Source organism: Ketogulonicigenium vulgare WSH-001 (assembly GCF_000223375.1).
Classification (GTDB): Bacteria; Pseudomonadota; Alphaproteobacteria; order Rhodobacterales; family Rhodobacteraceae; genus Ketogulonicigenium; species Ketogulonicigenium vulgare.
This window is the reverse complement of the sequence record NC_017384.1, coordinates 1804243-1824550: the sequence shown is the minus strand read 5'-3', so window position 1 is coordinate 1824550 and position 20308 is coordinate 1804243. Positions and strand designations below refer to the sequence as shown.

General features: G+C 62.8%; 20 protein-coding genes and 1 tRNA gene. 17 read left to right on the top strand and 4 right to left on the bottom strand.

Annotated features, from left to right (window positions below; all coding sequences use genetic code 11):
* The first annotated feature begins 30 nt into the window (after positions 1-30).
* From KVU_RS08990 to KVU_RS08980, 3 genes are all read left to right on the top strand, one after another.
* Positions 31-1602: a bifunctional metallophosphatase/5'-nucleotidase gene (locus KVU_RS08990; protein ID WP_013384909.1), complete on the top strand. Its 1572-nt coding sequence runs from the start codon at positions 31-33 to the stop codon at positions 1600-1602.
* A gap of 120 nt (positions 1603-1722) precedes the next feature.
* Positions 1723-2955: an META domain-containing protein gene (locus tag KVU_RS08985; protein WP_013384908.1), complete on the top strand. Its 1233-nt coding sequence runs from the start codon at positions 1723-1725 to the stop codon at positions 2953-2955.
* 71 nt (positions 2956-3026) lie between these two features.
* Positions 3027-3100: transfer RNA gene (locus KVU_RS08980), tRNA-Gly, on the top strand.
* A 9-nt stretch (positions 3101-3109) separates the two neighbouring features.
* On the opposite strand, the gene KVU_RS08975 is transcribed toward KVU_RS08980, so the two are convergent.
* Together KVU_RS08975 and KVU_RS08970 are read right to left on the bottom strand one after the other, a co-directional pair.
* On the bottom strand, positions 3110-3907 hold the full coding sequence (locus KVU_RS08975) for a VOC family protein (RefSeq protein ID WP_013384907.1): 798 nt from the start codon (positions 3905-3907) through the stop codon (positions 3110-3112).
* A gap of 11 nt (positions 3908-3918) precedes the next feature.
* Positions 3919-4662 carry a DUF1428 domain-containing protein gene (locus KVU_RS08970; RefSeq protein WP_013384906.1) on the bottom strand — a complete coding sequence of 248 codons (744 nt, stop codon included), beginning with the start codon at positions 4660-4662 and terminating at the stop codon, positions 3919-3921.
* A gap of 161 nt (positions 4663-4823) precedes the next feature.
* On the opposite strand from KVU_RS08970, the gene dnaE reads away from it, so the two are divergent.
* Positions 4824-8315 carry a DNA polymerase III subunit alpha gene (gene dnaE, locus KVU_RS08965; RefSeq protein WP_013384905.1) on the top strand — a complete coding sequence of 1164 codons (3492 nt, stop codon included), beginning with the start codon at positions 4824-4826 and terminating at the stop codon, positions 8313-8315.
* A 4-nt stretch (positions 8316-8319) separates the two neighbouring features.
* Here the strand turns inward: dnaE and KVU_RS08960 are convergent, their stop codons facing one another.
* Positions 8320-8529, bottom strand: a complete 210-nt coding sequence (locus KVU_RS08960) for a SlyX family protein (protein ID WP_013384904.1) — start codon at positions 8527-8529, stop codon at positions 8320-8322.
* A 110-nt stretch (positions 8530-8639) separates the two neighbouring features.
* On the opposite strand from KVU_RS08960, the gene hisS reads away from it, so the two are divergent.
* Genes hisS through hisG form a run of 3 tightly spaced genes read left to right on the top strand, consistent with a single transcriptional unit; the run spans position 8640 to position 11896 of the window.
* Positions 8640-10136: a histidine--tRNA ligase gene (gene hisS / locus KVU_RS08955; RefSeq protein WP_044008069.1), complete on the top strand. Its 1497-nt coding sequence runs from the start codon at positions 8640-8642 to the stop codon at positions 10134-10136.
* Complete coding sequence (locus KVU_RS08950) at positions 10133-11200, top strand: ATP phosphoribosyltransferase regulatory subunit (protein ID WP_013384902.1); 1068 nt, start codon at positions 10133-10135, stop codon at positions 11198-11200. The genes hisS and KVU_RS08950 overlap by 4 nt, the downstream gene beginning before the upstream one ends.
* 3 nt (positions 11201-11203) lie before the next feature.
* Positions 11204-11896 carry an ATP phosphoribosyltransferase gene (gene hisG / locus KVU_RS08945; protein ID WP_013384901.1) on the top strand — a complete coding sequence of 231 codons (693 nt, stop codon included), beginning with the start codon at positions 11204-11206 and terminating at the stop codon, positions 11894-11896.
* Between the two features lie 95 nt (positions 11897-11991).
* Here the strand turns inward: hisG and KVU_RS08940 are convergent, their stop codons facing one another.
* Positions 11992-12195, bottom strand: a complete 204-nt coding sequence (locus tag KVU_RS08940) for a DUF1127 domain-containing protein (RefSeq protein WP_014537915.1) — start codon at positions 12193-12195, stop codon at positions 11992-11994.
* Between the two features lie 294 nt (positions 12196-12489).
* On the opposite strand from KVU_RS08940, the gene ruvC reads away from it, so the two are divergent.
* The 10 genes from ruvC to pal all read left to right on the top strand — a co-directional run bounded on the left by ruvC (position 12490) and on the right by pal (position 20301).
* On the top strand, positions 12490-13020 hold the full coding sequence (gene ruvC / locus KVU_RS08935; RefSeq protein WP_013384899.1) for a crossover junction endodeoxyribonuclease RuvC: 531 nt from the start codon (positions 12490-12492) through the stop codon (positions 13018-13020).
* Entirely contained in the window at positions 13017-13673 is a 657-nt protein-coding gene (gene ruvA / locus KVU_RS08930; protein WP_013384898.1) for a Holliday junction branch migration protein RuvA, read from the top strand. Before ruvC ends, ruvA begins: the two co-directional genes overlap by 4 nt.
* Before the next feature lie 3 nt (positions 13674-13676).
* Positions 13677-14699: a Holliday junction branch migration DNA helicase RuvB gene (ruvB, locus tag KVU_RS08925; protein WP_013384897.1), complete on the top strand. Its 1023-nt coding sequence runs from the start codon at positions 13677-13679 to the stop codon at positions 14697-14699.
* Between the two features lie 3 nt (positions 14700-14702).
* Positions 14703-15308, top strand: coding sequence for a hypothetical protein (locus KVU_RS08920; RefSeq protein WP_013384896.1), 606 nt, complete (start codon positions 14703-14705; stop codon positions 15306-15308).
* On the top strand, positions 15305-15694 hold the full coding sequence (gene ybgC, locus KVU_RS08915) for a tol-pal system-associated acyl-CoA thioesterase (RefSeq protein WP_013384895.1): 390 nt from the start codon (positions 15305-15307) through the stop codon (positions 15692-15694). The genes KVU_RS08920 and ybgC overlap by 4 nt, the downstream gene beginning before the upstream one ends.
* A 120-nt stretch (positions 15695-15814) precedes the next feature.
* Positions 15815-16489, top strand: coding sequence for a protein TolQ (gene tolQ / locus KVU_RS08910; protein WP_014537914.1), 675 nt, complete (start codon positions 15815-15817; stop codon positions 16487-16489).
* A gap of 3 nt (positions 16490-16492) precedes the next feature.
* Positions 16493-16963, top strand: a complete 471-nt coding sequence (locus KVU_RS08905) for an ExbD/TolR family protein (protein WP_013384893.1) — start codon at positions 16493-16495, stop codon at positions 16961-16963.
* 13 nt (positions 16964-16976) lie between these two features.
* Positions 16977-18185 carry a cell envelope integrity protein TolA gene (tolA, locus tag KVU_RS08900; protein ID WP_014537913.1) on the top strand — a complete coding sequence of 403 codons (1209 nt, stop codon included), beginning with the start codon at positions 16977-16979 and terminating at the stop codon, positions 18183-18185.
* A 165-nt stretch (positions 18186-18350) separates the two neighbouring features.
* A complete protein-coding gene (gene tolB / locus KVU_RS08895) occupies positions 18351-19679 on the top strand; it encodes a Tol-Pal system beta propeller repeat protein TolB (RefSeq protein ID WP_013384891.1) in 1329 nt (442 codons plus the stop codon).
* A gap of 91 nt (positions 19680-19770) precedes the next feature.
* Entirely contained in the window at positions 19771-20301 is a 531-nt protein-coding gene (pal, locus tag KVU_RS08890; RefSeq protein WP_014537912.1) for a peptidoglycan-associated lipoprotein Pal, read from the top strand.
* The last annotated feature ends 7 nt before the right edge of the window (positions 20302-20308 follow it).

The following is a 20308-nucleotide window of genomic DNA, read 5'->3' as shown; positions in this document are numbered from 1 at the left end:
GATAGCCCCAGTCATATAGGGAGAATAAAAATGCTGGCCCGTTTCCTTTCCGGCGCGGCTGTGCTGGCGATCAGCGCCACCGCCGCACAGGCAGATTTCACGCTGACGATCCTGCACACCAACGACTTCCACGCCCGCTATGAGCCGATTTCCAGCTCGGATTCGACCTGTTCTGCGGCTGCGAACACCGAGGGTAGCTGCTTTGGTGGCACCGCGCGTCTGGTAAATGCCGTGGCAGATGCCCGGGCGCGCGCCGAAAACTCGATCCTTGTGGATGGGGGCGATCAATTCCAAGGCACGCTGTTCTACACCTATTACAAAGGCGCCGTTGCCGCTGAATTCATGAACCAGCTGGGCTATACAGCCATGACGGTCGGCAACCACGAATTCGATGACGGCCCCGAAGTTCTGCGTGATTTCGTGGCGGCTGTCGATTTCCCGATCCTGATGTCGAATGCCGATATTTCGCAAGAGCCAGAGCTGGCGGGCAGCATCCAGAAATCGACCATTGTCGAAGTGGGCGGCGAGCGGATCGGCCTGATCGGCCTGACCCCGCATGACACGCACGAGCTGGCAAGCCCCGGCCCCAATGTCATCTTCACCGACCCCGCCGAATCCGTGCAAGAACAGGTCGATCAACTGACCGCCGAGGGGATCAATAAGATCGTCCTGCTGTCGCACTCGGGTCTGAACGTCGATATGGATGTCGCCGCGCGCGTGACGGGCATTGACGTGATCGTGGGCGGTCACGACAATTCGCTGCTGTCGAACACGATCGAGGGCGCCAAAGGCCCCTATCCGGTGATGGTCGGCAATACCGCCATCGTGCAGGCCTATGCCTATGGCAAGTTCCTGGGCGAGCTGAACGTGACGTTTAACGATGCGGGCGAAATCGTCACCGCCGTGGGCGAGCCGCTGCTGATCAACAATGAAGTGCCTGAAGACGAGACCGTGGTCGCCCGCATCGCCGAGCTTGCGATCCCGCTGGACGAAATCCGCAACGAGATCGTCGCGCAAAGTGGTGGCGAGATCAACGGTGACCGGAACGTCTGCCGTCTGCAAGAATGCTCGATGGGCAATCTGGTGGCCGATGCGCAGCTGGCGCGTGTGGCCGGTCAGGGTGTCACCATCAGCCTTGCAAACTCGGGCGGTCTGCGGGCCAGCATCGACGCAGGCGAAGTCACCATGGGCGAAGTGCTGACCGTGCTGCCGTTCCAAAACACGCTGGCGACCTTTACCACCACGGGCCAGGGCATTGTTGATGCGCTGGAAAATGGTGCAAGCCAGATGGAAGATGTCGCGGGTCGTTTCCTGCAGGTTGCCGGTCTGAAATACACGGTTGATCCTGCCGCCCCCGCAGGCAGCCGTATTTCGGATGTGCTGGTGCAAGAGGCTGACGAATGGGTGCCGATTGATCTGGCAGCGACCTATGGCGCGGTGACCAATAACTATGTGCGTAACGGCGGCGACGGCTTTGCGGCCTTTGTTACGGCCGAGAATGCCTATGACTTTGGTCCCGATCTGGCCGATGTTGTGGTGGAATATCTGGTCGCCAGCGGCCCGTATCAACCCTATGTCGATGGCCGTATCACTGTGAAGTGATCCGCATAAGGCATTGTTATAAATAAGTGAAAGGGGCGCTTTGGCGTCCCTTTTGCGTTTTCGCTATTCGCCGCCCGCGCGTGCGCTATGCTGGCGCCAGCAAAGTCGAGGGGAGTCGTAATGACCCAAAAGATTGCTCTGGCCATTCTACTTGCCGCAAGCACCGCCTTGCCCGCGATGGCCCAAGAGACCCGTACCATCACTGGCGAGATCGCCTATCTGCAACGTATCGCGCTGCCCGAGGTCGCCCAGGTGCGTGCCGAGGTGCGCGGTCCGCATGATGTGCTGCTGGCGCAATATAACCAGCCCACCGGCGGCGCGCAGGTGCCGCTGCCCTTCACGCTTGAGATCCCCGATGATGTCACTGCGCGCCTGACCGTGTCTATCGCATTCGAGGGGCAGGTGCGTTGGCTGGCGCCCAGTGTGGATCTGCCGTTGGGCGGCGATGATATCGCGCTTGGCACGCTGCAAGCTGCGCCTTTTGTTGCGGCGGGGTTCACCTCGTCCTTTAACTGCGAGGGCGAGATCATCAGCGCGGGTTTCGTGAACGACACGATCGTCATCACGCGCGAGGATGGCAGCCAGCGGATCATGCCGCAAGTGATCGCCGCCTCGGGTGCGAAATTCGCCGATCCCGATAATCCCGATCAGACGTTCTTTTGGAACAAGGGTGACAATGCCACGATGCGCATGGACGGCATCCTCAGCGAATGCGCGGTTGTCGCGGATGCGCAGGCTGCCCCGTGGCGTGCCAGCGGGTTCGAGCCGGGCTGGCTGATCGAGATCACCGGCGACAATTACACGCTGACCCGCATGGATGAGGATGACGTGATCGGTGTGCTGCCCGAACCCACCTGGCAACAGGGCGCGGTGGTCTGGGCGATCAGCAATCCCGAGATGCAACTGCGTGCCGCGCCTGAGGTTTGCTATGACAATGCGACCGGCATGCCGCATCCTGAAACGGTCAGCCTGACCCTTGGCGATGGCACGGTGCTGCAAGGATGCGGCGGCAATCCGGCCAGCTTACTGCAGGGCGAGACATGGCGCGTGACCGATCTGAACGATCTGGGCGTGCCCAGCGATGGCGATGGGCTGATCCGCTTTGCCGCCGATGGCAGTGTCAGCGGCCAGTCATTTTGCAACAATTTCATCGGATCTTACGAGATTGGCGGCGAGGCAATCTCGATGGGGCATCTGGCGTCGACGCTGAAAATCTGCGGCGCGCAGGCCGATTACCGCGAGGAAGGCTTTTTGAAAGCGCTGCGGGACACGGTCATGTTCAGCTTTGACGCCAGCGGCGGGCTAGAGCTGCGCGATCTGGCGGGCACGGTGATCATCCGCGCATCGCGCTGATTGACGTAAGGGGGCAAGAGGTTCACCCCCTTGCCCTTTGACCCAAGCCCGGCCTATATGGGGGCAGAGCGGCGGGTATGGTGTAATGGTAGCGCCTTAGCCTTCCAAGCTAATGGTGCGGGTTCGATTCCCGCTACCCGCTCCAATCCCCTTTTTATTTATCCGGCCCGACAATCGCGAACCACGCGCCCTGCGGGTCTTGTGCAATCGCGATATAGGCGGGGCCGGGAACTTCGCTGGGGCCATGATGCACAAGGCCGCCGGCCTCTTGGATCGTTTGCACCACCGCGCCGACCGAGCCATCCACCCCGAAATAGGGCAGCCATGCCGGCACCGGCGCATTGCCCAGACCTTGGAAAGCGCCGATATCCGCGCCTTTATGGCTGAATAGCTGATATTTCCCCATATCGCCCATATCCATGGCCTGAGACTTCGACCACGGAAAGAGACCTGCGTAAAAGTCAAAGGCGGCAATGGGGTCGGTGGTCATCAGCTCGTTCCAGTTGCCGTGACCGGCCTTGTTCTGGTTGAACGCGCCATCGCCCGCATCGACCTTTGCGATATCATCGACCGACATCTCGGACATATCAGCCTGCAAAATGCCGAACACCGCGCCTTGGGGATCGGCGGCAATCGCATAGCGGCCGGTGCCGGGAATATCATCGGGGCCGCGATAGATCTGGCCGCCCGCGGCCTTGATATCGGCGGCGGTCTTGTCGCAGTCATCGGCTGCGAAATAGATCAGCCAGTTGGGCGGCGGCGGGTCTTCCTGATCGGCGGTGGACATAAAGCCTGCGACCATTTCCTCGCCAGATTTGCCGAGGTGATAGTCCATCTCCTCCATGCCGCCGTCGATCATCTGCCAGCCGAAAATCTTGCGATAGAACTGGCCTGCGGCACGAATGTCTTCAGTGCCCAGTTCATACCAACAGGGCGTGCCTTGGTAACCCATGCGTTTGCTCCCTAAGAACGATCAAGTGAATGGCGGTCGGAATCGTAGATCACATCAAAGCCGCCCCAGATCATGCGCGCGCCGTCAAAGGGCATCTCGGCATGATGGGATTCAGGATCGTAATCCGCCTCCATCTGGCGGGCGGCGGCGTCGCATGTCGCTTTGTCGGCCCAAGCCGTCCAGCTGAACAAGATCACCTCGCCATCCTCTGCCTTTGTGGCGCGGTAAAAATCGGTCAACTCGCCATGGGGCACGTCCACGCCCCAGTTTTCAAACAGGCCAAGGCAACCAAGGGGCGAGAACATCTCGGCCCAGCCGCGCTCGGCCTCGGCGATATAGGCGATCTTGTTGCTGGCGGGCACGGCCAGCACAAAGCCCTGAATGTAATCCGCGCCCTTGTCGGTGCCGCTGCTGACCACGGGGGCAAAGCCGCCGAACATCATGCGCGCACCATCGAATGGCATCTCACCGGGCAATTCACTGGGGTCGAGGGTTTCCATCTCGGCCCAGGCTTTGTCGGCGGTGGCCTCGTCTGGCCATTCGATCCATGAAAAGACGATGCTTTCGTCTGGTGTCGACAGGGTTGCGCGCTGAAAGTCGGTGGTGTCACCGGCCTGAATATCCGCGCCCCAGGTTTCCACCATGCGTACTGCGCCAAGGCGCTGGAACAGCGGCCATGAGGTGCGGGCATAGTCGGTGTAAATCTCTTTGCTGGCCGTGGGCACAGCGATCAGCGTTCCGCTATAATAGGTCATAACTGGCCTCTTGTGTGGGAAAGACTGTAACGTAGCGTCAGGATCGCACGGGCGCCGCGCGCTTGCAATCCTGCGCCGCAAGGTGGATGAAGGTCGGCCAAGCCTTGCCCGTTCCTCAGGCGGCGGGTTATGGCTGGTCAATGACGGCGAAGGGGGCTGCAATGGCTGATCCGAAGTTTATCCATCTGCGGGTGCATACCGAATATTCCCTGCTGGAAGGCGCGATCCATGCGGGCGATCTGCCAAAGCTGGCGAAAGCCGCCGGAATGCCTGCGGTCGCCGTCACTGATACCAATAACCTGTTCTGCGCGCTGGAATTTTCTGAAAAAGCCTCGAAATCCGGCATTCAGCCGATCATCGGCTGTCAGGTCGATCTGACCTATATGAAGGTCGAGGCGGGCAAGCGCGCCGAGGACCCGGCCCCGATCGTGCTGCTGGCGCAATCCGAGGTTGGTTATGCCAATCTGATGGCGCTGAATTCCTGTGCCTATCTGGACAAGGGCGGTGCGCTGCCGCAGGTGACGACCGCCGATCTTGCGGCTCATGCCGAGGGGCTGATCTGCCTGACCGGCGGCCCCGATGGCCCGCTGGGCCGGATGATCCGCGCTGGACAAGACAATGCCGCCCGCCTGCTGCTGGAACGCCTCGCCGCGATTTATCCCAACCGCCTTTATGTCGAGCTGCAGCGCCACCCGATCGAGGGCGGCTTGCCGGATGCGGAGGCGCAGACCGAGCGGCCCTTTATTGAATGGGCCTATGCGCTGAACCTGCCACTGGTTGCGACCAACGATGCCTATTTCAAGGATGAAGGCTTCTATGAGGCGCATGACGCACTGATCTGCATCGCCGAGGGCGCCTATGTCGACCAGCAAGAACCTCGCCGCAAGCTGACGCCGCAGCATTATTTCAAATCGCAGGCCGAGATGGCGACCCTGTTCGCCGATCTGCCCGAGGCGCTGGAAAACACCGTCGAGATCGCGAAACGCTGCGCGTTCAAAGCCTATAAGCGCGACCCTATTCTGCCCCGTTTCGCGGATGACGAGGTCGAGGAGCTGCGCCGTCAGTCGAAAGCCGGTCTGCAAGCGCGCCTTGATGTGATCCCCCATGCGGCGGAATTGCATGTCTATTGGGATCGCCTGGAATTCGAGATGAATATCATCGAGAAGATGGGCTTTCCCGGTTACTTCCTGATCGTGGCGGATTTCATCAAATGGGCCAAGGACGAGGGTATTCCGGTGGGGCCGGGGCGCGGTTCGGGTGCGGGCAGTTTGGTCGCCTATGCGCTGACGATCACCGACCTAGACCCAATCCGCTATAGCCTGCTGTTCGAGCGGTTCCTGAACCCCGAACGCGTCTCGATGCCGGACTTTGATATCGACTTTTGCATGGATCGCCGCGAGGAGGTGATCCAATATGTGCAGGGTAAATATGGTCGCGACCGCGTGGCGCAGATCATTACATTCGGTGCGCTGCTGTCGAAAGCCGCTGTGCGCGACGTGGGCCGTGTGCTGCAGATGCCCTATGGACAGGTTGACCGCCTGTCCAAGATGATCCCCGTCGAGGGGGTCAAGCCCGTCTCGATCGCGCAGGCCCTGAAAGACGAGCCGCGTCTGCGCGAGGAGGCGGATCGCGAGCCTGTGGTTGCGCGGCTCTTGGACTACGCGCAGCAGGTCGAGGGGCTTTTGCGCAATGCCTCGACCCACGCGGCGGGGGTGGTGATCGGCGACCGGCCGCTGGATCATCTGGTGCCGCTTTACCAAGATCCGCGATCGGACATGCCCGCGACCCAGTTCAATATGAAATGGGTCGAACAGGCGGGGCTGGTGAAATTCGACTTTCTGGGCCTGAAAACCCTGACCGTCATTCAAAACGCGGTCAGCCTGATCCGCAAATCCGGCCGCCATTTGCACGAGGCGGCAGATGGCACGGTGCTTTATACCCCGCCCAAGGGGGCCGAGGATGATATCGGCGCGATCCCGTTGGATGATGCGAAATCCTATCAGCTTTATTCCGACGCCAAGACCGTCGCCGTCTTTCAGGTTGAATCGACCGGCATGATGGATGCGCTCAAGCGCATGAAGCCGACCTGTATCGAGGATATCGTCGCACTGGTGGCCCTCTATCGTCCCGGCCCGATGGAAAACATCCCGACCTATTGCGAGGTGAAGAACGGCCAGCGCGAGATCACCTCGATCCATCCGACCATCGACTTTATTCTGGCCGAAACGCAGGGCATTATCGTTTACCAAGAACAGGTGATGCAGATCGCGCAGGTCATGGCGGGCTATAGCCTAGGGGGCGCCGACTTGCTCCGCCGCGCCATGGGTAAAAAGATCGCCGAGGAAATGGCGAAAGAGCGGCCCAAGTTTACCACGGGCGCGAAAGAAACCCATAATATCGACGAGAAAAAGGCTGGCGAAGTCTTTGACTTGCTCGAGAAATTCGCGAATTATGGTTTCAACAAATCGCACGCGGCAGCCTATGCGGTGGTCAGCTATCAGACCGCCTGGCTAAAGGCGAACCACGCGGTCGAGTTCATGGCCGGCGTCATGAACTGCGATATCCATCTGACGGATAAGCTGGCAGTCTATTTCCAAGAGGTGCGCCGCGGGCTGAAGCTGGGCACGGTGCCGCCCTGCGTGAACCGCTCGCTGGCGACGTTCGACGTGGTGGATGGCAAGTTGGTCTATGCGCTGGGCGCGCTGAAAAACGTCGGCGTTGATGCGATGCGGCTGGTGGTCGAGGCACGCGCGGGCAAGCCCTTTGTGACGCTGTTCGATTTTGCCCGCCGCGTTGATCTGAAACGCGTCGGCAAGCGCCCGCTGGAAATGATGGCGCGCGCCGGTGCCTTTGACGTGCTGGATAGCAACCGCCGCCGCGTGCTGGAATCGCTCGATGCGCTGGTGGCTTATTCGGTCGCGGTGCACGAACAGCGCAGCTCGAACCAGGTATCGCTGTTTGGTGAAGGCGGCGATGACCTGCCCGAGCCGCGCCTGCCCAACGTTCCCGACTGGCTGGCGGCCGAGCGTTTGGGCGAGGAATTCAAGGCGATCGGCTTTTACCTGTCCGGTCACCCGCTGGATGATCACATGCCGGGCCTGCGCCGCAAAGGTGTCCTGACCCTGTCGGAAGTCGAGGGCAAGGCGCAAAACGGTGCGTTTCTGGCGCGGATGGCGGGGGTTGTCTCGGGGCGGCAAGAGCGTAAATCGGCACGTGGCAACCGCTTTGCCTTTGCGCAACTGTCTGATCCGTCGGGACAATACGAGGTCACGATTTTCTCGGACGTGCTAGAGGCGGCCCGTCCCCTGCTTGAGGCAGGCACGCAGGTCATCTTGCAGGCCGAGGCGACGCTGGAGGCGGATCAGCTGAAACTGCTGGCGCGATCCTTTAGTGCCGTGGGCGAGATGGACACTGGCGTCGAGGGGTATCGCATCTATATCGACCGCGAGGAGGCGCTGGCGCAGGTGTCATCGGTGCTGGAAAACGCCATTGCGGCCAAGGTGCGCGCCCCGCGTGGCCATATCGCATTCGAGATCATCGTGCCGGATGTGGGCGAGGTAAAGATCGAGGCCCCCCGGACCTATCCGCTGAACCCGCAAATCCGCGCGGCATTGCGCGCGGTGAACGGGGTGCAGGAAGTCATCGAGGTCTAACCCCTTACCAGTGCGGCGGGCGCTGGTCGGCGGCGGGGCTGTCCATCAGCTCCGCCTCGCGGTTGGCGTCGCGTTCGATCAGGAATTGCACGCGGCGGGTCAGCAGCACCAGTTCTTGATCCTGGCGGTGGATGACATCGGACAGATCCTCGACCATCCGCGTCAGATGGGCGATCTTTTCTTCCAGTAGGGTTTGCATGTTATCGGTGCTCATGGCGGCAGCTTGGCAGGTCGCGAAGTTTTTGCAAAGGGGAAGGTGGCGCATTGCCCTATGGTTCTGGGCGGTTTAAAGCCTGTTTCACCCAAGATACGCAGGACCAGACCATGGCCAAGGACAAGACAAGGGCCCGCCCGCGGGCCGAGACCCCCAAGGGATTTCGTGATTATTTCGGCGCCGAGGTCACCGAGCGCGCAGAAATGCTGCATCAGATCGCCGGGGTCTATCATGCCTATGGCTTTGATGCGCTGGAAACCTCGGCGGTCGAGACGGTCGAGGCGCTGGGCAAGTTCCTGCCCGACGTCGATCGCCCGAACGAGGGCGTGTTCGGCTGGCAGGACGAAGATGCCGATTGGCTGGCGCTGCGCTATGATCTGACGGCGCCGCTGGCACGGGTCTATTCCCAGTTCCGCAACGATCTGCCGACACCCTATCGCCGCTATGCGATGGGGCCGGTCTGGCGCAATGAAAAGCCGGGCCCGGGCCGTTTCCGCCAGTTCTATCAATGCGATGCCGACACAGTCGGCGCGCCCTCGGTCGCGGCGGATGCCGAGATTTGCGCCATGCTGTCCGATACGCTGGAAGTCGTCGGCATCCCGCGCGGCGATTACATCGTCAAGGTGAACAACCGCAAAGTGCTGAACGGCGTCATGGAAGTAGCGGGCGTTCTGGACCCCAGCGATCCCGATAAATTCGTAACCGAGCGCGGCATCGTGCTGCGCGCCATCGACAAGTTTGACCGGCTGGGCGATGCGGGCGTGCGCGCGCTGCTGGGCGCGGGCCGCAAGGACGAGTCCGGCGATTTCACCAAAGGCGCGGGCCTGTCGGCCGAGCAAGCCGATATCGTGATGGGCTTTATGTTCGCGCGCCGCGACACCGGCGTGCAAACCGCTGCGCGTCTGCGCGAATTGGTGACGGGTTCTGCCATCGGCGCGACCGGCGTGGACGAGTTGGAAACCATTGCCGAGCTGCTCGAGGCGCAGGGCTATGGCGCGGATCGCGTCATGATCGACCCCGCTGTGGTGCGCGGCCTTGGCTATTACACCGGCCCCGTGTTCGAGGCCGAGTTGACCTTTGAAATCCTGGATGAAAAGGGCCGTCCGCGCCAGTTCGGCTCGGTGTCCGGCGGCGGGCGCTATGATGATCTGGTCAAGCGGTTCACCGGGCAAGAAGTGCCCGCAACCGGCGTCTCGATCGGGGTTGACCGCCTGCTGGCCGCGCTGCGCGCCAAGGGGCGCATGGGGCAGCAGACCGCGCAGGGGCCTGTCGTTGTCACAGTGATGGACCGCGACCGCATGGCGGATTACCAATCCATCGTGGCCGAGCTGCGCCGCGCCGGTATCCGCGCCGAGGTCTATCTGGGCAATCCCAAGCAATTCGGCAACCAGTTGAAATACGCCGACAAACGCAACGCGCCCATCGCGATTATCGAAGGCGGCGATGAAAAGGCGCGCGGCGTCGTGCAGATCAAGGATCTGGTCTTGGGCGCGCAGATCGCGGCTTCGGCCAGCCTCGAGGAATGGAAAGACCGCCCCAGCCAATACGAGGTCGCGCGCGCCGACATGGTTGCGCGGGTCAAGGCGATCATCGCGGGGCAGGCATGATCCCGACTGCATCGAAAGCTGCCGCGCGGGCGGAAGCTGCGCGGATTCTGGCGCTGTTCACCGCCGCGGGCGCCGAGATCGTCGAGGCTGATATCCTGCAGCCCGCTGATGTGCTGCTGGACCTTTATGGCGAGGATATCCGCGCCCGCGCCTATGTGACCAACGACCCGCTTCGGGGCGAGATGATGCTGCGCCCCGACTTTACCGTGCCGCTGGTGCAGATGCATATGGCGGCGGGCGCGGGGCCGGGGCGCTATGCCTATGCGGGCGAGGTGTTCCGCCGCCAAGAGGTCTCTGCCGGGCCTGCCGAATTCATCCAAGTCGGGTTCGAGCTGTTCACCGAACAGGCCGAGGCGGATGCCGATGCCGAGGTTTATGCAACCATCACCGCCGCGCTCGGCGATCTGAACGTGCAGGCGGCGATGGGCGATATCGGGATTCTGGTCTCTGCCGTGCGCGCGCTGGACACGTCTGATGCGCGCAAGGCGGCGCTGCTGCGTCATGTCTGGCGGCCGCGCCGGTTCCGTCTGCTGCTCGACCGTTTTGGCGGGCGGCAACCTTTGCCCGCGCCGCGCGCCGATGTGCTGGCGGATGCGCCGCCCGCCTTTGGTCTGCGCAGCATGGATGAGGTCGCCGCGCGTCTGGATGCGATGCGCGAGGATGCCGCGACCCCGCCGATCCCGCCCGCGCAAATGGCGCTGTTTGACGAGATTCTGGCCGTCGCCGCCCCCGCGCCGCAGGCGCTGCGTGAGCTTCGCGATATTGCCAGCCGTTACGCCGGGATCGCGCCCGCCGTCGCGCGCCTGTCCCTGCGGATGGAGGCGCTGACCGCCCGCGGCATCGATCTGGCCGAAGTTGCCTTCGAGACCACCTTTGGCCGCACGGCCCTCGAGTATTACGACGGGTTCGTCTTTGGCCTTTATGCGGCGGGGCGTCATTTCCCTCCCGTTGCCAGCGGCGGGCGCTATGACGCGCTGACCCGCGTTTTGGGGCAGGGGCGTGCCGTGCCTGCCGTGGGCGGTGTGATCCGTCCCGAAATTGTCGTCGGCTTGAAGGGGGCTTGATCCATGCCGTTGAAGCTGGGTGTGCCGTCCAAGGGGCGGCTGATGGAAAAGACCTTTGACTGGTTCGGCGCGCGGGGCCTGCGTCTGCGCCGGGCGGGCTCGGATCGCGATTACGCCGCCGTGGCCGAGGGTCTGGGCGGGGTCGAGGTGGTGCTGCTGTCCGCCGGAGAGATTCCGCTGGAACTCGCGGCGGGCCGCATCCATCTGGGCGTGACCGGCACTGATGTGCTGCGTGAAAAGGTTGCGAACTGGCCGGCGCAGGTCGAGGAATTGGCGCCTTTAGGCTTTGGCCATGCCGATCTGATCATTGCGGTGCCGAATCACTGGGTGGATGTGGAAACGCTGGACGATCTGGACGCCGCCGCCGCCGCGTTTCGCCGTGATCATGGGTTCCGTTTGCGCATCGCCACGAAATACCACCGCCTTGTGCGCGAATATATGCAGGCGCATGACATTGCTGATTATCAACTGGTCGATAGCCAAGGCGCGACCGAAGGCACCGTCAAGAACGAGACCGCCGAGGCGATCGCGGATATCACCTCGACCGGCGAGACCTTGCGCGCCAATGGGCTGAAGATTTTGGGCGATGGCCCGATTCTGGCCAGCCAAGCGACGCTGTTCCGCGCGCGGGGCGCCGAATGGTCTGACGATGTGCAGGACACCTATGCGCGCCTGCGCCAGATGCTGGCGCTGTAGGCAATATAAAAGGCCGCTGCCCGGGAGGGGAGCAGCGGCCTTGAGATCACCTTGGGCGAGGCGCCGGATGGAGGCGCCAACATGCCCTGGGATGATTAGCGTGCCAGCTTGCCGCTGACGATCGCGTCGATGTCGGCGTGGGTCAGGCCGATGTCAGCCAGTTCGTGGTCCGACAGCGACATCAGAGCGATGCGGGTCTGGCGCATTTCGTTCCAAGTGGCGACGCGTTGCAGCAGACGTGCAAAGAAGTTGCCGTTGGTGTTTGCATAAGCGGTGGTGTTCAATTCGTAGGTGGCCATTGCCTTGATCCTGTTCATCTGGATGTGGGCCGTTTTGCCCACCGTGGGTGCCGCGCTGCGGCGTTGTCTTCGTGTCTTGTGAGCCTCAGATAGTGCGGTTCCGCGGCCACCACTAGTTCTTATATCGCATGGTTATTATGCGCTGTTTGCATACCGCTGCATGAATATTATGCGAAATTGAAATGACACATCACAGGGCGTGATGGGTCAGCCGAAAATAGCGAGAAAATTCACGCCTTGGCGCGTGTTCGCTATTTGTGCTAGTCGTTGGGAAAGCGGCGAAAAGGGGCAGCCATGCGTGTGTTGGGAATTGATCCGGGGCTGCGGAACATGGGTTGGGGGGTGATCGACGTGCAGGGCACCCGCATCAGCCATGTCGCGAACGGGATTTGCCATTCTGCGGGCGATGATCTGGCCGCGCGCTTGCTGTCCCTGCATGGCCAATTGACCCGTGTGTTCGAAACCTATGCCCCCGATACGGCGGCCGTCGAAAATACCTTTGTGAACCGCGACGCGGTGGCCACGCTGAAACTGGGGCAGGCGCGCGCGATTGCGCTGCTGGTTCCTGCGCAAGCGGGGCTGAGTGTCGGGGAATATGCGCCAAATGCGGTGAAAAAGGCCATCGTCGGCGTGGGCCATGCAGACAAAGGGCAGGTTGAACATATGGTGCGCCTGCATTTGCCGGGGGTGAAGCTGGTCGGTGTCGATGCCGCCGATGCGTTGGCGATTGCCATTTGCCACGCGCATCACAGCCAAAGTGCGGGCCATTTACAGGCGGCGATTGCGCGGGCGGATCAACGTATAAATGTAAGGGCGCGGGGATGATCGGCTGGCTGTCTGGACGGATCATTGAAAAAAGTGGCGATCAGATCCTGCTGGATGTGCGGGGGGTCGGCTATATCATCCATGTCTCGGATCGGGTGATGGCCAGCCTGCCCGGCGTGGGCGAGGCGGTGGCGCTTTATACCGATCTGCTGGTGCGCGAAGATCTGATGCAGCTCTTCGGCTTTACATCGCGCACGGAAAAAGAGTGGCACAAGCTGCTGATGGGCGTGCAGGGTGTGGGGGCCAAGGCCGCGCTTGCGATCATGGGGGCGCTGGGCGGCGACGGGTTGTCGCGGGCGCTGGCGCTGGGCGATTGGTCCAGCATTGCCAAGGCCAAGGGCATCGGCCCCAAAACCGCGCAGCGCGTGGTGATGGAGTTGAAGGGCAAGGCGCCGACCGTCATGGCCATGTCTGGCGGCGCGGAAAGTCTGGATGCGGTGATCGAGGATGACGGCCCCGCACCAAAACCTGCTGCGCGGCGCGCAAGGCCTGTGTCCAATGCACAGCCCGATGCTTTGTCTGCGCTGGGGAATTTGGGCTATAGCCCATCAGATGCGGCGGCGGCGGTGGCGCAAGCGGCGGGCGAGGCGCCGGATGCCGATGCCAGCGCGCTGATCCTTGCGGCGCTGAAGCTGCTGGCGCCAAAGGCATAAGAAATGATTGAATCAGACCCTACCCTGCGCGCTGATCCCTTGCCCGAGGATAACCCCGACCGCGCCCTGCGTCCGCAGGGCCTTGATGAATTCGTGGGGCAGGCCGAGGCGCGCGCCAATCTGCGCATCTTTATCGAAAGCGCCCGCAGACGGGGCGAGGCAATGGATCACACCTTGTTCCACGGCCCGCCCGGTCTGGGTAAAACCACGCTGGCGCAGATCATGGCGCGCGAGCTGGGGGTGGGGTTTCGCATGACCTCTGGCCCCGTGCTGGCGAAGCCGGGGGATCTGGCAGCGATCCTCACGAATCTCGAGCCGCGCGATGTGCTGTTCATCGACGAGATCCACCGTCTGTCGCCTGTGGTCGAGGAAGTGCTTTATCCCGCGATGGAGGATTTCGCGCTGGATCTGGTGATCGGCGAGGGGCCCGCGGCCCGCACGGTGCGGATCGATCTGCAGCCCTTTACATTGGTCGGGGCAACGACGCGCCTGGGGTTGCTGACGACGCCTTTGCGCGACCGCTTTGGCATCCCGACCCGGCTGGAATTCTATACGATTGAGGAGTTGAACCTGATCGTCCGGCGCGGGGCGCGCCTGCTGGGGGTGCCCACCGATGATGATGGCGCGCGCGAGATTGCCCGCCGGGCACGTGGCACACCGCGTATCGCCGGCCGCTTGCTGCGCCGTGTTGTCGATTTCGCGCTGGTCGAGGGCGACGGGCGCATCTCGCATGCGCTTGCGGATATGGCGCTGACACGGCTGGGCGTGGATGATCTGGGCCTTGATGGCGCGGACCGGCGCTATTTGAATATGATCGGCGATACGTTTGCAGGCGGCCCGGTCGGGATCGAGACCATTGCCGCCGCGCTTTCGGAAAGCCGCGACGCGATTGAAGAAGTGATCGAGCCCTATCTGTTGCAGCAGGGCCTGATCCAGCGCAGCCCGCGCGGGCGGGTGTTGACTTTGGCCGCGTGGCGGCACATCGGATTGGAACCTCCGCGCCCCCAAAGTGACTTGTTTGGCTAAAGAATGCTTGATGTAACGCCCTATTTCACCCGTCCCGATGGCACCTATACTTTCGCGCGCTGGCGCAGGCCCTTGGTGCCGGTGATTTTCGGGCTGGCGGATGAAAGCCTGCCGATCTTCAAGGGCGCGATCGAGGCGGTTGCCGCCATCGCGCGCCACGGCTTTGCCGAGACGGACCCAGAGCAAGGTGCGAATCTGATGATCTTTGTGCTGCGCGACTGGGCCGAGTTGGAAGCCGCGCCCGAGATTGCCGAGCTGATCCCCGAGATCACCGCCGCGCTGCCGCGCCTCATCGAACAGGACGCGCGCAGTTACCGATTGTTTCGGTTTGAAACAGATGGCGCTATCCGCGCCTGTTTCGCCTTTTTGCGCGTGACGGGGGCCGATGACGAGCCTGCCGCCGAGGATCTGGCGCTGGATCAGGCCGTGCGCGCCATGCTGACCTTTGGGGCAGGGGCCGCGCCGCAGGTGCTGGCAAGCAGCGGCGGCGGCACGGTTGTGCATCCCGATATCGCCGCGATCCTGCGCGCCGCCTATGACCCCGTGCTGCCCGATGCGGCGGGGGATGCAAGCCATGCGTTGCGCCTGTCTGCGCGGGCCGCGCGATGACCCATCAGTTTGCGCTTCGCGTCTATTACGAAGATACCGACCTTGCCGGTATCGTCTATTACGCCAATTATTTGAAATACATAGAACGTGCGCGCAGCGAATGGGTGCGGGCGCTGGGCATCTCGCAAACTGCGCTAAAGACGGACAGCGGCGTGGTCTTTGCGGTCCGCCGGGTCGAGGCGGATTACCTGACGCCCGCGCGGTTCGAGGATGATCTGATCGTGGAAACCATCTTGCACGCGATGACGCCCGCGCGCCTTGTGCTGGATCAGCGCGTGCTGCGCGGCGCCGAGGTCTGCTTTGCCGCCCGCGTCACGCTGGTCGCGATCAGTGCCAGCGGTGCGCCGGTGCGCCTGCCTGCGGCCTTGCGGGATGCGCTCTGCTGACATTTGCGCGACGATGCGCCGCTTTCGCGATTGCCCATTGGAATAGGGCCTGAAGCTGCGCTATAATGCGCAATAAGCTGGCCCGAAGATGGCCGCACCCGCGGGTAACAGAGCAGAGATATGGATATTACGCACGACCTTACGATGTGGGCGCTGTTTGCCCGCGCGACGCTGATCGTCAAGATTGTGATGATCCTTCTGGTACTGGCCTCGGTGTGGTGCTGGGCCATTGTTGTCGACAAATACATCCAATACCGCCGCGCCAAGGCCGAGGCCGAGCAGTTCGACCGCGCCTTTTGGTCGGGCGAGCCGCTGGATTTGCTCTATCAACAGATCGGCCCCAACCCCGATGGCGCCAGCCAGCGCGTCTTTGCGGCCGGTATGGGCGAGTGGCGGCGCAGTCACCGCACCGATGGTGCGCTGATCCCCGGCGCGCTGTCGCGGATCGAGCGGGCGATGGATGTCGTGATCGGCAAGGAATCCGAGCGGCTGCAAAAAGGCCTGCCAGTGCTGGCGACGGTCGGTTCGGTTGCGCCTTTCGTGGGTCTTTTCGGCACCGTCTGGGGCATTATGAATGCCTTTGTGGAAATTGCCGCGCAGCAGAACACCAATCTCGCGGTCGTGGCCCCCGGTATCGCCGAGGCGCTTTTTGCGACCGGCCTTGGTCTGGTGGCTGCTATTCCCGCGGTTATCTTCTATAACAAATTCAATACGGATGCTGATCGTATCACCGCAAGCCACGAGGTTTTTGCGGATGAGTTCTCGACCATCCTGTCGCGCCAGTTGGACGCCTGATCCATGGGCGCGGGCGTCATGAAATCGGGCGGCGGTGGCGGACGGCGCAAGCGTGTCCGGCGCAGCCAAGCCATCTCGGAAATCAACATCACGCCCTTTGTCGACGTGATGCTGGTGTTGCTGATCGTGTTTATGGTCGCCGCGCCCCTGATGACGGTCGGCGTGCCGGTTGAACTGCCAAAGACCGAGGCATCGGCCCTGCCGATCGATCAAGAAGAACCCCTTAGTGTCACGATCACCGCCGATGGGCTGGTGATGATCCAAACCACCGAAGTGCCCCCGGCCGAACTGGTCACCCGTCTGCAGGCCATCGCGGGCGAGCGTGCCAGCGATCGCATTTATTTGCGGGCGGATGGGGCCAATTCCTGGGATATGGTGGCACAGGTGATGGGCGCGCTGAATGCGGGCGGCTTCTCGAATATCGGGCTGGTGACGGATACGGGCGGATCGACTTTCGCTCCGCAACCGCAATAACGGCGGATTTCAAGTGGAACGGCTTGGCTTGAACACAATCGGCGCCAAGGTATCGGCGATCGGGCATGTGGCTCTGATCGTCTGGATGATCTTTGGCCTTAGCCTTGTCTCGGATCCGCTGGAGTTCGAGTTTCCCGATGTCTCTGTGATTTCGGGCGCGCAATTTGACGAATTGGCGGCGAATACCTCGCCCCAGGTGCAGACCGATGTAACCGCGACTGATGCGGCCAGCGCCGAGGCACCGCCCGAAGTGGCCCCGATGCCGCCCGAGCGTCCCGTGCAGCAACAGACCCCGACGCCGGCGGAAACGCCCGTCGAGACGCCCCCCGCGCCCGAGGCCGCCCCGACCCCGGTGCCGGTTCCCGATGTGGCGCCCGTGATCGAGGCGCCCCCCGCGCCGGTACCTGATGCGGCCCCGAGCGCGCCCGTGGTTGCGCCGCAGGTGGTCGAGGCGCAGCCCGCCCCTCAGGCGCCTGACGCCGGTGCCCCCGATGCCGCAGTCGCCCCGCGTCCCGTGCCGCGTCCCGCTGACCGCATTGCCCCCGAGGCCGCCCCCGCGCCGCCCTTGCAGGCGCAAGAGGCGCCGACTGCACAGGCCGCCGTCTCGCCCGACGCCGACACGCCCGATGTGGCCGACGAAGCGCAGGAGCAAACCGCCCCGCCCGAGGCGACCACCCAGACCGTGACCGAGGCGGATCGCCCCGCCGCCGCGCCCACGAACGTGCCGCGCCCGCAGTCGCGCCCGCAGCGTCAGGCCGCCGCGCCCACGCAAAGCGCGACGCCGCAAACCCCGCCCGCGTCCGAGGCCGCCGCCAGCACGCCCGCTGCCAATAACAACGACGATATTCTGGCCGCGCTTGCCGCCGCACAGGACACGCCCTCGGCCAGCACCTCCGCGCCGCAGGTGCAGATGAGCGGCGCGGAACAAGATGCGTTCCGTATCGCCGTGCAGGGCTGTTGGGCGGTTGATCCGGGGGCGGCTGCGGCGCAGGTAACGGTTGTTGTGGGCTTTGAGCTGGATACCAGCGGCCGCGTGATCGGCAATAACGTCCGGATGGTCAGCAGCAATGGCAGCGGCGCGGCCGAGCAGACCGCGTTCGAGGCCGCCCGCCGCGCCGTGTTGCGTTGCCAAGGCGATGGCTATCCGCTGTCGCAGGCGGTGCTGGCCAGCGGCCAAAGTTTTGAGATTGAATTCGATCCCAGCCAGATGCGCCTGCGTTAACCCCAAGGGCGGCGGGGACCTGCGCAAATTGGCCACAGTCGGGCCAAGGTTATCGCATGACACGACGTAAAAATGAACAATAGCAGTCGTTCGGGGTTTAGACATCACCGGCAGGCTGACGAAAACCAAAGCCGCCTGAGAATGCAGGCAAGTGAGGATAGCAGTATGAACAAGTTCATGGCGCTTGTGTTGACCGCCGCTTTGGCCGGGCCGTTCGCGGCCATGCCCGCGCTGGCGCAACAAGGTCCGCTGCGGATTACCGTGACGCAGGGCGTGATCGAGCCGCTGCCGATCGCCGTGCCCACCTTTCAGGCCGAAACCGCAGGTGCGGCCGAGGTCGCGAACCAGATCAGCCGCCTTGTGGCGCAGGATCTGACCGGCTCGGGCCTGTTCCGCGAGGTGCCAGCCTCGTCCTTTATCAGCAACCACGCGATGTTCGATCAGGCCGTGGCCTATGCCGACTGGCGTGCGATCAACGTGCAGGGTCTGGTGACCGGCGCGGTATCCGTTAGCGGCAACCAACTGACCGTGAAATTCCGTCTCTATGATATCTATACCGGCGCCGAACTCGGGCAGGGCCTGCAGTTCAACGGCTCGGTTCAGGGCTGGCGGCGTATGGCGCATAAGGTCTCGGATGCGGTTTACAGCCGCATCACCGGCGAGAGCGGTTATTTCGACAGCCGCGTCGTCTTTGTCGCCGAAAGCGGCCCCAAGGATAACCGCCTGAAGCGCGTCGCGATCATGGATTATGATGGCGCCAATGTGCAGTATCTGACCGATGCCAATTCGCTGGTGCTGGCCCCGCGGTTCTCGCCCACGGGCGCGCAGATCCTTTATACCAGCTATCAATCGGGTGCGCCGCGTATCAATCTGCTGGATGTCGCCAGCGCCAGCGCGCGCCAATTGCCGACCGAAGTGGGCGAGATGGCCTTTTCGCCGCGCTTTTCGCGCGATGGCGGCAGTGTGATCTATTCGCTGGCCAATGGCGGCAATACCGATATCTATCGCACCGACATCCGCACCGGTGGCCACACCCGCCTGACCAATGCGCCGTCGATCGAAACCTCGCCCTCGCTGTCGCCCGATGGCAGCCAGATCGTGTTTGAAAGCGACCGCTCGGGCACCACGCAGCTGTATGTGATGGGCGCCAATGGCGGCGAAGCGCGCCGGATTTCCTTTGGCGACGGGCGCTATGGCACCCCGGTCTGGAGCCCGCGCGGTGACATGATCGCCTTTACCAAACAACAGGGCGGCCGTTTTCACATTGGCGTGATGCGCACCGATGGCTCGGAAGAGCGACTGCTGACCTCCTCCTTCTTGGACGAGGGCCCGACTTGGGCGCCCAATGGCCGGATGTTGATGTTTACCCGTGAAACACAGGGCGAAACCGGTGGGCCGTCGATCTATTCGGTTGATATTTCGGGACGCAACCTGCGTCAGGTCGCGACTGGCAGCTTTGCATCCGACCCCAGCTGGGGCCCCTTGCAGCCCTAAGCTACGCTTTGCGCGGGGAAGGCTTCGTGTTAGCCTGACCCCGCTATCCTTCACGCGCGGGCAGGATCGCGCCGCAATTACAGGTTAACCTATGCATAAGTTTCTGATCGCGGGTCTTTTGGTTTCGGCCGTGGCGCTGTCGGCATGTAGCCGCCCCGACCGCTCGGCCACGGGTGACAGCAACAGCCCCTACGGCGCTGGCGGTTACGGCCAGGGCGTGGGTGCGGGCGGCGCGGGCAGCGCGAGCGATCCGACCAGCCAGGCCTATTTCAACCAGACGATCGGGGATCGCATCCTGTTCGCTGTCGACCAGTCCAGCGTTTCGTCCGAGGCGTCGCAGATCCTGAACGGTCAGGCGCAATGGCTGCAAACCAACAGCCAATATGGCATCGTGATCGAAGGTCACGCGGACGAGCAAGGCACCCGCGAATATAACGTCGCATTGGGCGCGCGCCGCGCCAATGCGGTGCGCGAATATCTGATCTCGCGCGGGATCAGCGCCAACCGCATCCGCACCGTCAGCTATGGCAAAGAGCGTCCGATCGCAGTGTGCTCGGCCGAAAGCTGCTACACGCAAAACCGTCGTGCTGTGACCGTGATTTCGGTCGGCGGTATCAGCTAATTCAGAA

Bases quoted from the DNA above. Each gene is read 5' to 3' on its own strand.
- KVU_RS08990 (WP_013384909.1), top strand. From the start codon at position 31: ATGCTGGCCCGTTTCCTTTCCGGCGCGGCTGTGCTGGCGATCAGCGCC.
- KVU_RS08985 (WP_013384908.1), top strand. From the start codon at position 1,723: ATGACCCAAAAGATTGCTCTGGCCATTCTACTTGCCGCAAGCACCGCC.
- KVU_RS08975 (WP_013384907.1), bottom strand. From the start codon at position 3,907: ATGGGTTACCAAGGCACGCCCTGTTGGTATGAACTGGGCACTGAAGAC.
- KVU_RS08970 (WP_013384906.1), bottom strand. From the start codon at position 4,662: ATGACCTATTATAGCGGAACGCTGATCGCTGTGCCCACGGCCAGCAAA.
- dnaE (WP_013384905.1), top strand. From the start codon at position 4,824: ATGGCTGATCCGAAGTTTATCCATCTGCGGGTGCATACCGAATATTCC.
- KVU_RS08960 (WP_013384904.1), bottom strand. From the start codon at position 8,529: ATGAGCACCGATAACATGCAAACCCTACTGGAAGAAAAGATCGCCCAT.
- hisS (WP_044008069.1), top strand. From the start codon at position 8,640: ATGGCCAAGGACAAGACAAGGGCCCGCCCGCGGGCCGAGACCCCCAAG.
- KVU_RS08950 (WP_013384902.1), top strand. From the start codon at position 10,133: ATGATCCCGACTGCATCGAAAGCTGCCGCGCGGGCGGAAGCTGCGCGG.
- hisG (WP_013384901.1), top strand. From the start codon at position 11,204: ATGCCGTTGAAGCTGGGTGTGCCGTCCAAGGGGCGGCTGATGGAAAAG.
- KVU_RS08940 (WP_014537915.1), bottom strand. From the start codon at position 12,195: ATGGCCACCTACGAATTGAACACCACCGCTTATGCAAACACCAACGGC.
- ruvC (WP_013384899.1), top strand. From the start codon at position 12,490: ATGCGTGTGTTGGGAATTGATCCGGGGCTGCGGAACATGGGTTGGGGG.
- ruvA (WP_013384898.1), top strand. From the start codon at position 13,017: ATGATCGGCTGGCTGTCTGGACGGATCATTGAAAAAAGTGGCGATCAG.
- ruvB (WP_013384897.1), top strand. From the start codon at position 13,677: ATGATTGAATCAGACCCTACCCTGCGCGCTGATCCCTTGCCCGAGGAT.
- KVU_RS08920 (WP_013384896.1), top strand. From the start codon at position 14,703: ATGCTTGATGTAACGCCCTATTTCACCCGTCCCGATGGCACCTATACT.
- ybgC (WP_013384895.1), top strand. From the start codon at position 15,305: ATGACCCATCAGTTTGCGCTTCGCGTCTATTACGAAGATACCGACCTT.
- tolQ (WP_014537914.1), top strand. From the start codon at position 15,815: ATGGATATTACGCACGACCTTACGATGTGGGCGCTGTTTGCCCGCGCG.
- KVU_RS08905 (WP_013384893.1), top strand. From the start codon at position 16,493: ATGGGCGCGGGCGTCATGAAATCGGGCGGCGGTGGCGGACGGCGCAAG.
- tolB (WP_013384891.1), top strand. From the start codon at position 18,351: ATGAACAAGTTCATGGCGCTTGTGTTGACCGCCGCTTTGGCCGGGCCG.
- pal (WP_014537912.1), top strand. From the start codon at position 19,771: ATGCATAAGTTTCTGATCGCGGGTCTTTTGGTTTCGGCCGTGGCGCTG.